A 15,581-nucleotide genomic window follows, 5' to 3' on the forward strand; every position below is an offset into this window, starting at 1 on the left:
GCTAGATATATCAAAAAAATAGCATTGGAGTGCTCAATGACTCAATGGGGAAAACCAGACCAACAAGCTTGTATCAACTTTATATATGCGCCTTAAATAATAACAAGTTAACCATATTTACCCGTTTAAGCGAATAGAGTAGTCTGTGACTTAAAACAGACTACTCTAAAGCCATAGCCAGCAATAACATGGCTATGACAAACTAAAGGCGACTCAATGAAGCAGAAAATCGTATTAGTGAAGAGCTATTTCGCCAAGATTGAAACCGATAAGCGCGAAGAGATGTGGGCCGCTAAGCCAAAGACATCGGAATTTGAATATTCCACCTGTAAAATAGATAGCGAGCGGCTCAATACCGATCTACAGCTGGCAATAGAAAGCCTCAACAATACTGGTTATAAGGTGGTGCAGATAACGCCTGTGCTCTCTGGAGATTTTGCCTTTGAAGATCACTTCAGCGACCCGCATCTGCTAGGCAATGGTGTCACCACTTCTGGCGGCTATGGCTATGGTTTTTCTTACACCGACAGCTTGATTATCTTGGCTGAACTTGTGACTCCCCCCTCAAGCAATCCAGTGACTGCAATCCCAGATGAAGAAGACAGCAGCATAGCTCCCGACGCAGTCTAATTAATGCTTATCTATCCCTGCTTAGAACTACACATTCTGAAATAACACTTCGACAGTAAAGGTTAGGATGAACTGATTGATCCGCATCGAAAACTCATCCTCCTTACTCCAATTATATTCAGGGGTAATGGCGAAGAATAACCAGTCTCTGGCGTAGTTTTGCCTGTAGGTCAGGCTAATGCTGGCATCTTTAACGAAGTGATAAGGCTCATCGACACCGTAAATACTGGCCTGATAACTCATTGCCTGTTTATTATTGATGTACTGATAAACCTTAAAACTAGAACCAAACTCCCAACCGTTATCTCGATTCTCATATTGCGCGACGGCACTCCAGCGGGCAACGAAAGTCTCGTTAAACGCATGCTCAATATCAAACTCGGTTGATTCACCGGTGACCTTCTTCTCTTGGTAAAGCTTCTGAGTTAAGCGGGTAACGGTATTGTCTGAAATCGGATAGGTGTAGCGCCATCTAGCTTCGATTTTTGGCTTAAAGTTGGCCTTGATGTTAAAACTAACCCGGTCTTTCGCATACCAGTCATACCTGAGACCAATATCCGTTTCATTATTACCATCAGGCGAACGAATAAAGCCGAATGGATCGTCTTCCCCAGTCGTATCAAAGATAAGTTTTAACCGTTTTGTCACCCCGGGAAGATTCAATCTGGCATTGAGGTTTGCCCGATATTTAAAGCCCTCCTTCTCATAGTGCGAAAAGTCGTTATACCAACGAACTATGGTGCCAGCCCTCGCATCCTCTTCGATCCTGTCATCAACAAAAAAGTTATCAAACCAGATCGCAGGTTGGCAAAACTTAGTATTGAGGTAATCGAAGGCTTTATCTATCGCCTCTTCCATCTGTGACTCGCTATAACATGGGTCATCTTCAGGGGCGAGGCTGGCTTTAACTTCTTCATGCTTAACTTCTACAGACTTTGCCTCCGTTGGTTTAAGCTCCGCAGGCCTCACTTTTGTAGAGCTAGGCACAGGTATCCCCCCCCCATAAGCAGGGGCAAAATGAAAGGCTAAAACAATAAATAACAGCCACTTAAACGACAAGCTAGACACTCTGAATATGACATTAATGTTTCGAGATAGTATCATCCATCACAGAGGTTTTACATCTTGAGGCTCACTCATCTTGCTTCCCATTGCCAAGAGCGCTCGGTAACCAAACAAATTTAGGCAGCCGACTAAGATCCAGGCAATTACCTTGCTCTGCTATCGCACTTTGTCTAGGAGCTAAGCTGCTATTTGCATTAAGTTGAGCTAGTAACACCTTTTGCGCCTCTACCTCTCCGTGTACTAATACGATGGGAGGAGAATCATTAAAGTGTCGATACCAGCACAATAACTCCGCCTGATCCGCATGAGCCGAGAGTCCTCCGACCGTATGTAACCTTGCCGCCACATTAATGCTTTGCCCACTGATAGTCAGACTCTCTGCGCCATCCACCAAGAGTCGCCCAGGAGTACCATGCGCTTGATAGCCACAAATAATCACGTCAGAGAAGCTATTAGCTAAGTTGTGCTCTAAGTGACAACGGATTCGACCACCGTTACACATGCCGCTACCTGCGATAATAATTAGTCCTTGGTGGATATGGTTGAGCTCCATCGACTCCTCAGTGGTGTCGATAAAGTCCACATTGGACAGTAGAGGGTGCTTGCCGGGAGACATATGGGTGAAGCGTTTAAAATCCTCATCCATAAGGCCATAATTATCGACATAGATCTGTGTCGCTTTGATTGCCATAGGGCTATCGAGGCAGATCCGCCAGCGAGAGAGATCCCACTCCTTAGCGTAGAGATGAAACAGGTAGAGCAGCTCCTGCGCTCGGCCAACCGAAAATGCTGGCAACAGAATATTGCCACGACTCTGTTCAATGGTGCGGGCAAATATCGCTCTCAACTCCTCAAGGGTATCATCCCAACTGCGATGCAGCCTGTCACCATAAGTACTTTCCATCAACACCAGATCTGCGCTATCGATGAATGTTGGATCATCAAGAATCGGCATCCCCTCGCGGCCTAGATCGCCACTAAATACCAGTTTCTTAGTTTCTGAACCTTCTCCTAACCAAAGCTCAACCACAGCAGAGCCCAAAATATGCCCCGCATCCGACAGACATACTTTAAGATGAGGGGCCACCTCTTTATTCTCGCCATAATCTAGTGCCACAAACTGTAGCATCACTCGCTCAACATCAGCTTCATCAAATAAGGGGTCAAGCAAAGGCAGATCATTCTTTGCCCTTTTCTTGTTGAGTCTTTCAGTATCTCTTGCCTGCAACATGGCGGCATCTTTTAGCATGACGCCACACAGCTCTACCGTGGCCTTGTGGCTATAGATAGGGCCTGTAAACCCAGATTTAACTAACAGAGGGAGCCGACCTGAGTGATCGATATGAGCATGACTTAAAACTACTGCGTGGATCTGTGATGGAGTGAAGGCAAAAGGCTCGTGATTACGCAACACATCGGCCTTACTCCCTTGGATCAAGCCGCAATCGAGCAGCACTTGTCGTCCATCAATCGTGAGTAAGTGACAAGAGCCTGTCACTTCCTGAGTCGCACCTAAAAAAGACAGAGTCATCTGCATGGCATTCTTCCTCAAAGGCACCTTTATTCCCTTTAGGCGAGTTCAACACAGGGGGCATTTGTGGTGCTTATGCTTAAAAGATAAACCCTCAATGGCTTTTCGACTAGCAATTAGGCTAAAAATATCTCGGAAATGACTCTCAAACTTTTTCCATAAAAAAAGCAGGAATAACTTAAGTATCCTGCTTATAAATGGGAGCTTTTAGCTGAGCCCATGTGTGGGCTCAATACAACTAAGTTAGACTTACGTCCAGTTTCATTTAGTACTTGGCTTGCATTGTTAGCCATAATTTATCGGTATCATTTGAGAAACCGTATCCCGCATCCGCACCACTGAAACTGGCATATTTAATCCCTACGCTATAGTACTTAGCAAATGGATAAGTCGCAGCAACGCCCCACTCTTTACCCATATCGATGTCACCATAATCAGATTCAAACATATGGTATTTAGCCAACAGTTTTAGCCCTGCAAGCTTAGCGGTAACAATGAAGTGAGTATCGACTAGGCCATTTTCCCAGTTACCTTTACCACCAAACAAGAACTTATCTGTCCAACCGTTAAAGGCGTGCAATGTCGCAAGAGGCGTGATAAATCCAGCCTTGCCGTCATCCGAGCCCAGTACTTCGTAACCAACTTTGGCGCCAAAAGCATCGAAGTTAACGCCTGCACCTAGCTTGTAGTAAGACGCGCTGTAACTTACAGGGTTATCGCTACCTTCTGACTGCTGTGCATATTCTGCTTCGTAGCTAAGCTTTAATGAATCAAGCTTGATATCACCCGTTGCGCGGATACCATAGGTATCGGTAGAAAAAGAGGGTACATCAATATTATCAATTAAATAGCCATAACCAGAGATCTTAGCGAAATCCAATGCCTTGTAGTTGATATTGACTAAGTTAGTTTCGTTTTCATGTTCTTCTTTGCCTGAACCTTCAGGGAAAATACGGTTCACATTAGCCACATAAGCGTAGTATGCCGTCAAGCCTTCGATTGCAGTGTTCTTCACCGAAACCGCGTCATATGTCTGCTCATTTTGGCGGAAACCCACCCCCCCCACAAAACGCTGGTTATCGAGTAAAATACGTTGACGACCAAGCTTTGCTAGCGTTTCAGCAGGGCCTTTATAACCAATGTAACCTTGGTTAATTTGGGTATATTTATAATCTGCAATCAATGGCTCATTATCTGTAGACCGAACATCGTCAATTTCGGCAACAGCAAATAAGTTATACAGATCGCCAGTTTGATAGTTCAGGCGGGTACGCAAGGTGGTTTGATTTTGCTGATCAACATTCGCCACATCCACATCTTCATAACGAAGACGGAACTGTACTTTTACAGCGGAGTCATCGATAAAGGCTTTCTTTAGTGGGTCAACGGTTTCTGCGGTTACGGCAGTTGAAGCTAAGCTTGCGAGTACAGCTAGGGTAAGGGCATGGACTTTCATTTATTGTAATCCTTTCGTTTCATCATTCTCACATGCAGTTATATTAATGAAACAGATTTAACTTTTTGATCTAAAACAATGTTACACCTTGATTACAATTTAGATTTAATATCTGTGACAAAGATCATCATCGAATACTAATTTAGGGATACCTACAAGTAGGTATTTATTTTGATTTCCTAATTTTTTAACAGCTTAAATAACTTGTAGCGGTGACTTTTTTAGCGGAGTCATCACTGGCTATTCGAATCAACTAGAAATGCGTTATTAAACCAAATGCCATCGCAAAGTAATGCTAAAAGATAAAAATCAGACCTATACCTAATCCAATTGGTATTATTCAAAAGCTAAAAGTAACCAGACAACAATGGTCTAAATAAGCTTAATTATTAAGTAAGTATTAAACCTCTACTAGCAACCTTGAAATTAATCCAACGATTAGCTTTACTTACCTAAGTAACAAAACTGTTCATTCACTATTTAGGGGTTGATATGTTAGGCGAAGACCACTCACTTGTTCATGAGTTTCCTGAGTACCAAAATATTATTGTTAAGCTTTGCCAAAGCGACGATGCTTTTGCAAAAGATACCAAACACTATAATGCACTGGATAAAGAGATCCGAGATCTTGAGTTAAGAGGCGCGCCCATTGATGACGATGCTATGCATCAACTGAAACATGATCGAGCGGAGTTAAAAGACTCACTATTTTATCGCCTTAGCAAAAGTAGTAGCCAATAAATATTTTCAATACATTTATCGCCAAAAAAGCAGAAAGGGAGCCGAAGCTCCCTTTTTTAATATATCAACGTCATTACTGAGGCATGCTACCCTGAATGATTGTCGCGCTATTATGGCTTCCCGTAGAAGTCACAACAGCAGTGTTACTTGCATTGTATTGCATAATTGAAACATGGTTACCTGCGCCACCATAAACAAATACGTCTGTAGTGTGATTGTCACCTGTTTGAGCTACAGTAATATCATTTTCAGCGCCCCACCAAGACTCAACTGATGCTTCGTTAAACTCACCAGTTTGTGAAATATCAACAACCGACTGGTCATGCGATGCATCAGCATAAACACGGTTACTGGTACCATCTTGTGAAACCATAAGGATATTATCCGCTCCCCAAGTACCTGCACCAACGGTGTCACCGTAATAACTAGGTGTATTCCCCCCCCCCGTAATGACGTTATCAGAACCTTGCTGGTCAATGATGATTTGGCTACCGCTACCATAACGCGTGCCAGCACCAGCATAGTTACCCTCACCATTTTGATTAATACTAATGCTGTTGCCATAACTGTCATCTGCTTGCTCAACAACTGCAGTATTGTTTTCGCCTACTTGAACAATAACGGCTGCATCACCGTTACCCGCTTGGCTTACAATTGCTTCATTACCGTTACCCGCAGTGCTACCACTTTGAGTCAGTGTTAGTTGGTTGTTTGAACCACCCTGTGTCACGTTGGCAACGTTTGACTCATCAAATTGAGTAATGGTTGCCGTTTGAGCTGTACCAGTCTGATTAACTGTGGCGCTGTTACCTTGGTCTTGCTGGCTTAACGAAACAACACTTAAGTCACTTGCTTGAGTGATATTAGCAACTTGGCCTGCACCTGACTGATTAACTGATGCTTGGTTTTGATTACCAATTTGCTCAACCATAGCAGACTGTGAAGTGCCCGCATCCGCAGTTTGATTTACATAGATGTTGTTAAGGTTACCTGTTTGGCTAGCGCTTAACGTATTACCTAAATGCTCTGAACCCGCTTGATTAGCAAAAAGGCCGTTACCATTGCCTGTTTGTGTTGCGGTAACTGAGTCATTAGCTTGCTGGTTAATATAGCCTTGGTTGTTATTACCAACTTGCTCAAGGTTTGCTACAGCAAGTTCACCAGTTTGAGAAACACTGGCAATGTTTGCATCGCCTAACTGACTAACATTCGCTGTGGTTTGCATCGCTGTTTGGCTAATATAACCATTATTGCCTGCACCATTTTGGTTAAGGGTCGCCACTGTCGAGTCTGATTTATCATAATGATCATCTGCATTAGTGAACTGGTCGATAACACCAATGTTCGCACTGCCTGTTTGGTTTAGCTCTGCAGTTGCATAATCAGCATCACCTTGCTGAATCGTTGCATTATTACCGCCACCTACATTTTGGGTGATGGTTGCACTTGCGTGATCTGTTGCCATGTTATTGATAAATGCCGTATCACCAGAACCGTTTTGAGTAATGCTTGATAGTGAGCCATCTGCACTATCTTGGAAAATACTCGCATCGTTAGTATCACCATTTTGGGTGATTATCGCAGTCGCTTGCTCTTGTGTGCCGCGTTGCAGCCTGATGCTTGCGTAGTTACCATCACCAGTAGTGTCAACTGTAGCCGTCGAAGTACTAATCTCATCGTGCTGCTGGATATTGGCTTGGTTACCATTACCTAACTGATCAATATCAGCAGTCGCGAAAGAGGTTTCAGTTTGTGAGATAGACGCTTCGTTCGTGCTACCGTTTTGATCGACTGTTGCAGTATTGTTTGAGCTTTCGATAGATTGAGATACGTATGCTTGGTTGGTATCACCAGCTTGATTTACTGTTGCAGTATTATTAGTGCTTTCTGCTGCGTAAGCGCTAGTCGATGCAAATATCGCTGATGAGACCAGCAGTGCAATTTTAGTGTGTTTCATATCCCTATACCCTTTCCCTTGGTTATCATGATGAGGTAACAGATAAGCCTGTTTACCACGACTTGGAGCTATTGTTCTTAGTTAGCAGTCAGCTCCAATGACACAATATTTGAACAGCTCATGCGCAATAACATGTGCAATAAATAGTTATATTGATAAACACTTAAAGCATGCCGCCAAATTATTGGCACTGATTATGCGCAGTGCAAGCAATCTCTGAATCCCCCCAAAGTATTAAGCCAATCTAGCCTAAAGTCGTATAATCCCAGCTAATATAGACTTAACTACTACCCACGCCCTTCTCTCGCCCCCTTTCAAAAGTGTGCAAACAAGTAAAATTCCAACTTAATGAAACCGCGTATGATCAAACAGAAACTCATCATGTCCCCCTAAAAACTCAAGCTCCAAAATACTTGTGCAACAAAAAACGAGAGTCACAAAAAACAAACAAACACAACCAAAAGCACACAATCATTTCATCGTGGTAACTTTACTGGTATCTTTGCTGCGCATATTTAGAAAGGACACTCCAATGCTACAAAAATCAAAACTTAGCCAATTTTTCAAATCGGCTTCAGTGGTAAAGCTACTACCGCTTGCACTCATAATCATCGCCATCTTTAACTCCTACTTCATCGTTATTGAAGGTCATGTCGGCGTAGTGAAACGCTTTGGCGAAGCCAAGGATCAACAAAATCCTGGTTTACACTTTAAGATCCCCTTTATTGAAACCGTCGAGATGATTGAAGTGCGTACCCGTAAGAATGCCGAGAAAATGGCCTCTAGTACTAAAGAACAGATGCCAGTAACAATTGAGGTTTCGGTTAACTGGACAGTTAATAAAGAAGCCGCGTTAGAGTTATTTAAACGTTACGGCGGCCTTACTCAATTTGAACAACGCATTCTGGACCCGCGTTTTCGCTCGGCAACCAAAGACACTATCCCTCAATTTGAAGCAGAGCAGCTTATACAAGACCGAGCCAGTGCAATTCAGGGCATCGAGCGTCGCTTAGCCGAAGAAATGGAAGGCTTCCCTGTTGTGGTCGATAACATTCAAATTGAAAACATTATTCTGCCGCAAAAATACATTAACTCGATTGAAATCAAGCAGACAGAAAAGAACCTTGCTGCCGCTGAGGAGCATAAGCTTGAGCGTCAACGCCTTGAAGCATTAAGAGCAGTAAACACCGCCGATGCACGAGCGAAAGGCATTCTTAAAGTGGCTGAGGCCGAAGCGCAATCCATACTGCTAAAAGGTAAAGCTGAGGCACAGGCAATTGAAGCCAAAGCTAAGGCACTTAAGAACAATCCATTGATTGTTAAACTTACTGAAGCACAAGCATGGGACGGCAGATTACCTATGACTATGATGGGCGAAGGCGCGATGCCCATTATGGATCTTCGCGACGCAAGCAAGTAACAACACAATATTCATCAACGTAAAACAATAAATGGAACCTAAGGGTTCCATTTATTGTATGAGCCCTGCAGATTTACTCGATCGACTTCAAGCAATTCAAATACTTCCCCCTATCAATAACAGCTTCATGCTAATTTGCCCGCCTTAAGTTGATATACCACTAATGGGTTATATAAGGCTTACCCGCAATCATTAGGCCAGCTCTAAAGAAGCGTCAATTTACAGCAAGCGTAAAAGGAAAAGTATTAAATGAAATCATCGAAATTAACCATCGCCTTACTTGGCTCAAGCCTGTTAGCCTTAAGCGGCTGCGCGCTCATTCAAGCCCCTAAGCTTGTGAGTGAGGTTCAATTTAACGACCCGCTATTTGCAAGATGCGTTGAACAAACTGGCATAAAAGAACTGGCACAAATCTCTGAGCTTAGCTGTAACAGCAAAGCTATAACCAATGTAGACGAAATCCGCTATATGCCTGAACTCACGGCACTAGTGCTGTTAGACAATCAAATAAAGTCTATTGATGTCAGCAGTCTAGAGGGACTTGATCGCCTCATCATAGGTGATAACCAGCTTACTCATATTGATCTATCTAATAACCCACAGCTTATCGCGCTCAATATTTCAGGCAATCAAATGACTGAAGTTGATGTTAGCGCAACCCCCAAGCTTAAGAGCCTTTATGCCTATAAGTTACCTTTGACTCATATCGATGTTTCTCATCAGCCAAAACTTAGGGATCTTGGCTTAAGCCGCCACCAACTTACCGAAATTGATCTATCAAATAACTCAGAATTACAGACATTGAACCTTTCAGTCGGCACCCTCAAAAAAATTGACCTGTCGCATAACCCTAAGCTGAATCACCTCTACTTACCAAGTAACCAGCTTACTGAGCTTAACCTCGAGCATCATCCAGATCTAAGGGTGGTTTCGGTTAGAAATAATCAACTCAAACAGCTAGATCTAAGCCACAATCCACTGCTATTCAAAGTTAAAGCCGATTACAACCAGATTGATGAGCTCATGCTTAACCCTAGCGCACCGATGCAAGAGATTGAGCTTAATAGCAATCGTATTACAAGCTTAGATGTATCCTCTTTTAATAAGCTCAAAAAGCTGATTGCCTTTAATAACCCACTGCAACAGCTAATCGTCGATGAGGAGCACTTGCCGCAATTGATCTCAATTGAAGGCACGCCAGTGGATTTAGCCAACAAGGCTCAACATGAAAAACAAGCACTCTCCAATTTAGTCTCACCGAGAGTCAGCATTATTGAAGCCGGTACTATTAGCCAAAAAGGCAATCAATATGATGTAACAGCCAGTCAATTAGTCATGCCAACCTTAGGGCAATACCTAGGTTACCGATATGCCGTAACCCTACCTAAAAATGCTAAAGGTCAAATTGATCCGATACTTGCTAATCAAAATCAATTCCCAATTACCGTGCGCATGACCCACCCCGAGATCATCGATCCTAAGAGCGGTAAAGGTTTTACCAGCTCTAGTTGGACCGACACCATGTTTAAGCACGATCGAAATCTCGCCATGTGGTATTTCGGTGAGCCCCATGAACTCGTCACTGGACGTTGGACGTTAGAGATCCTTTATCGCGACTCAGTGGTGGCCAAAAAGTCTTTCATGCTGGTCAATATGGATGAAAAAACTGCGTTAAAAGGGCAGAAGAATAAGGTCGCAGAGCAAGGGTTGACACTGGAAAAGTTAATCACTCAAGGGGAATATTACCTTTGCGAACAAGATAAATATCAACAGTGTTTAGGTTTTAATGATGCCAAAAGCTGCGCAATTAACATGCAGCCTTTTAAGTCACAATGCTTAAAAGATGCTCTTGTCATGATTAAACAGCACTCAGCAATACCTATGAATGACCAACTCAAAGAGTTTTTTAGTCACTTCATGGCTTGTATGGGCAGTCACTACATTCAAACCACTGAGCTTAATCCTAAGCAAGTGGGTCAGTGTTTAAGTCAATAAAGCTTCGCGTTTTCTACGACTCTCACTTTCCAAAGCCCGCCTATTGCGGGCTTTGTATTATGTCTAATTGTTAACCCTATCACGCACCTTTACACTTCTTTAATTGCAGTCGCAAGTGAGATTAATTATCATTCTCGCAACTTTATGGTTCTTAACCAAATGTTAAGAACTATATAAAGATCAAATAACTTAAAACAATATCCTTAAGGTTTCCCCTTATTGTCGAAGGCCTCTTTGCCTTGACTGATTTGAGAGTGTAAATATGAATGCTGTATCAGCTTTAAAGTGGTTTCATAATTGGGTTGGCTTTTTTATTAGTATTACCATGCTAATCGTACTCACCACAGGTGTGTATTTGGGCAGCGTTGACATGTTTAAACGACTCGATGATAAAGGTCAGCAATACACGCCTCTATCTATCGAACAAAAAGCCCGTGTGGTTGCAAGCTTATTCCAGCGCTATCCAGAAATGAGCACCGTCCGTTTCCCAACCGAACACACTCCTTACATTCAAGCGGCCACTCGCGGTAAAACTATCGCCCTAGATAATGAGCTCAACGAATTATCAGTTAGTTCGTTTGGTGACATTCCCGGTTATCGCACTGTATTTTGGCTACACCGCAATTTCTTACTGGAAGATTTTGGTGGTAAATACATTAATGCATGGGCATCTCTACTAGGTGGTGCAGTAACTCTTGTAGGCATCTACCTGTGGTGGCGCGTACGCAAAGGCTTTCGCTTAAAGAAATCTATCCCTAGCGATACTCGTTCAAGTAGTTTGCTAAAGAGTCATATACAGCTAGGTTTGTTTATATCGATTCCACTGTTTATCTTATGTATTAGTGGCTTTTTAATTACCTACAAGAGCTTATGGACTGGCGCTCTTAAGCAGCCGCAAACCGAGATAAGCTACCCCGTCAGCCAGGCAAGTAATTGGCAAAGTCAGCTGCAAACAGCACAAAAGCTATGGCCTGAGTCTAACCTCGTTGCCATTAGTAAGCCACGAGTGAAGAAAGGTGAAGTGTTAACAGAGCTCAACTACAGCATTCGTTTCGATAGCCATAATGATGTTTGGTTACGAGAAGCAGACCGTATGACAATGAGCTTTGAGCAAGGACTTATCAAAGATGCGCTAAAGCATAGTGATAGGACGCTTTCAGGAAAAGTGGCTAGCTTTGTAAGACCACTGCATGATGCGTTAAATATGCCATTAAGCTATGTCGTTTTGATAACGTCAGTCTCAATCGTTGGCTGTATGATCTTGTTATTTAGCGCGGTCACCTTCTATCGCCGTATATTTGCCAAGAAAACTAAGCGCGTTAATCAACCCGCTACCGCCTAATCTTCACTAAAAATAGCAGCCATTAGGCTGCTATTTTTTTAATCTAATGCCCCTTTCCTGCAACGTCCCGACCAGCTTTTCTCAAGCTTAAAACTTACTAACAATTCAAATGTTGACATTTTATGCCAATTCTAGAAGATAGCTTAGTTAACAATAATAAAAAGTTTGCTCATAAATCATAATAAGATCCGTTAAAAAACGATAAAAACTTTTGACAAGGAAGAAAGCATAAAAATGAAAAAGTCACTAATTGCTATAGCCCTAGCAACTACCTTTTTAGGTGGCTGCGGCGCATCAGATGTAAATACTCAAGCTAAAGAAACCAAAACAGAAGTCACTAAAACCGCCAATACCAAAGCCGAACTCGGAAGCTTTGGTGTCGACTTAAGCGCTCGTAATGAAGCGGTTAAGCCAGGTGATGACTTCTTTATGTATGCCAGCGGCACTTGGTACGACAACTACGTGATGCCTGCCGACAAAACCCGCTTCGGTGCATTTACTGGGCTTGCTGAGCGTAGCGAGAAGCAAGTTAAAGAGATCATCGATGATATCGCCAGTCGCAGCGACCTTAACGCTGAAGAGCAGCTCATCGCCGATTTTTATCAGTCATACATGGACACAGATACCATTAATAAACTGGGTATTACTCCAATTCAAAGTACGCTAGATCAAATCAGCGCAATCGAATCGACTGACGACTTAACTAAAGTCTTTGGCGCAGCTTGGCTAACGGGGGCTACCTCTCCTATTGCCGGTGGCATGTGGTTTAACCGCCTAGATCCAAATCAGTATGAGATGTCGATTGGTGCTAGCGGCTTAGGCTTACCAGACCGTTCTTACTACCTTGAAGATGCTGAGCGCTTCGTTAAGATCCGTGAAGCTTATGTTACTCATATCGCTGAAATGCTGGCATTTGCCGGTATTAAAGATGGCCAAGCACGCGCCGAGGCTATCCTAGCGCTTGAGACTAAGATGGCTGAAGGCCAATGGCCACGTGAGAAGCGCCGTAACCGCGACCTGACACTTAACCAAGTTAAGCGTGCCGATTTGCCAAAAGAGTACCCAGGTTTTGATTGGGACGTTTACTTTGCTCAAACGGGTTATCAAGTCCCCCAGCTAAACATCTCACAACCTGAGCCAGTCAAAGCCATGATTGACTTGGTCAACAAGCAGCCACTAGGTGTTTGGCAAGACTACCTAACCTTCCACACCGTCAGTAATAACGCGGGGCTGTTGTCTGAAGATATCTACGCTGCAAGCTTTGGTTTTTACGGTAAGACCCTAAGTGGTCAAGAAGAGCCGCGCCCACGTTGGAAGCGCGCGGTATCTGAAATGTCTGGTACCCAGTCTCTAGGCTTTGCCATCGGTAAGGTGTACGTTGCTCGTTATTTCCCAGAGTCTTCAAAGCAACAGATGGCTGAGCTAGTTGAAAACCTGCGCACAGCCATGGGGCAACGTATCGATGGTCTCGACTGGATGGGCGCCGAAACTAAGGTTAACGCACACGCTAAACTTGCCGCATTTAACCCTAAAATTGGCTACCCAGATGTATGGCAGGAGTTTGATGGTGTAACGCTCACGAATAAAGACCTTGTCGGTAATATTCAAAATCTACGTCAGTTCTTTAACGCCGATAGCGTTGCTAAAGAGCTTAAAAAAACTGACCGTAACCGCTGGGGCATGACACCACAGCGCGTTAATGCTTACTACAACAGCTCGTTCAACGAGATTGTATTCCCAGCGGCAATCTTGCAACCACCATTCTTCGATCCAAATGCGGATCCGGCCGTCAACTATGGTGGCATTGGTGCGGTTATCGGCCATGAGATGGGTCATGGCTTCGATGACCAAGGCTCTAAGTCTGATGCCAATGGTATTCAACGTAACTGGTGGACAGACTCTGATCGTGCGGCCTTTGAAGCAAAAGCCGATCAGCTTGCCGCTCAGTACAGCAAGTATGAGCCAATCCCTGAAAACTTCGTCAATGGTCGTAACAGCCTAGGCGAGAACATCGGTGATGTGGGAGGCCTTTCTATGGCTTATCACGCATATAAACTCAGCCTAAACGGTAAAGAAGCGCCTGTCATTGACGGCGTAACCGGTGATCAGCGTTTCTTCCTTGCTTGGGCACAGGTTTGGAAAGAGAAGCGCACCGAGCAAAGCATGCTAAACCAGCTACGTGCAGGTACTCATGCGCCGGGTCGCTACCGTGCTCAAGCACCACGTAACCACGATGCTTGGTACAAGGCATTTGACGTTAAACCAGGTGATGAGTTGTATCTTCCTGAAGATCAGCGCGTACGCATCTGGTAATAAGCAACCGCTTGTGGCCTAACCTTAAAATGCCAGTCAGTTCTCTGACTGGCATTTTTTATTTCGTATCTTTTATTCCTAAGACATATCAATCAGATTAAAGGGTTATATCTTCGAGGGTTTAAAAGCAATAAATTGACCCGATATCAATATCCATAGCGCTCGGTACTCAAAACCGTTCGACTCGTATTACAACGCAATTGACGGGGCTAATCCCCATAGGACATGACATGACGAAGCAATACACCCCCGCGAAAGTTTGGAGCATGGATATCGAAAATGGAGGCGAGTGGGCCAGTATTAACCGCCCCGACTCAGGTGCTAGGCATGAGCAAGCATTGCCAGCGGGGAAACAGCCACTGCAGCTGCACTCTTTAGCTACACCAAATGGCCAAAAGGTCACCATCATGTTGGAAGAGTTGTTAGCTAAAGGCGTTAAAGCTGCTGAGTATGACGCCTATAAAATCAATATTGGCGAGAGTGAGCAGTTCAGCTCAGGTTTTGTCGATATTAATCCCAACTCGAAAATACCTGCGCTACTTGATACCTCAACGAATGAGCCTATACGTGTCTTTGAGTCAGGAAATATCCTGCTGTATTTAGCCGAGAAGTTTGGTCACTTTTTACCGACCGAGCTAGCCGCTAAAACCGAGGTGATGAATTGGCTATTTTGGCTACAAGGCTCAGCCCCCTATCTTGGTGGCGGTTTCGGCCATTTCTATGCCTATGCACCAGAAAAGTTTGAATACCCTATTAACCGTTTCGCTATGGAAACCAAGCGCCAACTCGATGTGCTCGATAAGCAGCTTGCCAATAATCAGTTCATCGGCGGCAGTGAATACAGTATCGCCGATATCGCAATCTGGCCTTGGTATGGCAACTTAGTCTTAGGTAACTTGTACGAAGCCGCTGAGTTTTTAGATGTCTCTAGCTACAAACATCTACAGCGCTGGGCAAAACAGATAAGCGAGCGCGACGCCGTTAAGCGCGGCCGTATCGTTAACCGCTCATGGGGCGAGGAGTGGGAGCAACTGAGGGAGCGCCACTGCGCCGAAGATATCGATGCAGTGCTAAACAAAAAGCCATAGGGCTATCACAAATACAGAAAAGGCGCTAAGTGAGCATACCAAG

11 protein-coding genes are annotated in these 15,581 nt (G+C 43.9%); 7 read left to right on the forward strand and 4 right to left on the reverse strand.

The genetic code is table 11. From position 1 onward, the window contains the following. The first annotated feature begins 216 nt into the window (after positions 1–216). A complete protein-coding gene (locus tag SPEA_RS17065; protein WP_012156447.1) occupies positions 217–630 on the forward strand; it encodes a hypothetical protein in 414 nt (137 codons plus the stop codon). A 27-nt stretch (positions 631–657) separates the two neighbouring features. Here SPEA_RS17065 and SPEA_RS17070 read toward each other — a convergent pair whose 3' ends face one another. The 3 genes from SPEA_RS17070 to SPEA_RS17080 all read right to left on the reverse strand — a co-directional run bounded on the left by SPEA_RS17070 (position 658) and on the right by SPEA_RS17080 (position 4,682). Beyond that, positions 658–1,617: a hypothetical protein gene (locus tag SPEA_RS17070; RefSeq protein WP_012156448.1), complete on the reverse strand. Its 960-nt coding sequence runs from the start codon at positions 1,615–1,617 to the stop codon at positions 658–660. Positions 1,618–1,762: 145 nt separating this feature from the next. Further along, a complete protein-coding gene (locus SPEA_RS17075; RefSeq protein WP_012156449.1) occupies positions 1,763–3,232 on the reverse strand; it encodes an MBL fold metallo-hydrolase RNA specificity domain-containing protein in 1,470 nt (489 codons plus the stop codon). A gap of 259 nt (positions 3,233–3,491) precedes the next feature. Beyond that, entirely contained in the window at positions 3,492–4,682 is a 1,191-nt protein-coding gene (locus tag SPEA_RS17080) for an alginate export family protein (protein ID WP_012156450.1), read from the reverse strand. Between the two features lie 492 nt (positions 4,683–5,174). Here SPEA_RS17080 and SPEA_RS17085 point away from each other — a divergent pair, with 492 nt between their 5' ends. Further along, positions 5,175–5,423, forward strand: coding sequence for an HP1242/YdcH family protein (locus tag SPEA_RS17085; protein ID WP_012156451.1), 249 nt, complete (start codon positions 5,175–5,177; stop codon positions 5,421–5,423). 73 nt (positions 5,424–5,496) lie between these two features. Here the strand turns inward: SPEA_RS17085 and SPEA_RS17090 are convergent, their stop codons facing one another. Further along, positions 5,497–7,380 (reverse strand): beta strand repeat-containing protein, encoded by a 1,884-nt coding sequence (locus SPEA_RS17090; protein WP_012156452.1) that lies wholly within the window; start codon positions 7,378–7,380, stop codon positions 5,497–5,499. A gap of 532 nt (positions 7,381–7,912) precedes the next feature. Between SPEA_RS17090 and SPEA_RS17095 the strand changes: the two genes are divergently transcribed. The 5 genes from SPEA_RS17095 to yghU all read left to right on the forward strand — a co-directional run bounded on the left by SPEA_RS17095 (position 7,913) and on the right by yghU (position 15,538). After that, on the forward strand, positions 7,913–8,800 hold the full coding sequence (locus SPEA_RS17095; RefSeq protein WP_012156453.1) for a prohibitin family protein: 888 nt from the start codon (positions 7,913–7,915) through the stop codon (positions 8,798–8,800). Between the two features lie 249 nt (positions 8,801–9,049). Beyond that, positions 9,050–10,795, forward strand: coding sequence for a DUF3859 domain-containing protein (locus SPEA_RS17100; protein ID WP_012156454.1), 1,746 nt, complete (start codon positions 9,050–9,052; stop codon positions 10,793–10,795). 262 nt (positions 10,796–11,057) lie between these two features. Then, positions 11,058–12,137 carry a PepSY-associated TM helix domain-containing protein gene (locus tag SPEA_RS17105; protein ID WP_012156455.1) on the forward strand — a complete coding sequence of 360 codons (1,080 nt, stop codon included), beginning with the start codon at positions 11,058–11,060 and terminating at the stop codon, positions 12,135–12,137. Between the two features lie 234 nt (positions 12,138–12,371). After that, complete coding sequence (locus tag SPEA_RS17110) at positions 12,372–14,450, forward strand: M13 family metallopeptidase (RefSeq protein ID WP_012156456.1); 2,079 nt, start codon at positions 12,372–12,374, stop codon at positions 14,448–14,450. A 230-nt stretch (positions 14,451–14,680) separates the two neighbouring features. Beyond that, positions 14,681–15,538, forward strand: coding sequence for a glutathione-dependent disulfide-bond oxidoreductase (gene yghU, locus SPEA_RS17115; protein ID WP_012156457.1), 858 nt, complete (start codon positions 14,681–14,683; stop codon positions 15,536–15,538). Positions 15,539–15,581 lie beyond the last annotated feature (43 nt).

It is taken from the genome of Shewanella pealeana ATCC 700345 (assembly GCF_000018285.1).
Taxonomy (GTDB): Bacteria; Pseudomonadota; Gammaproteobacteria; order Enterobacterales; family Shewanellaceae; genus Shewanella; species Shewanella pealeana.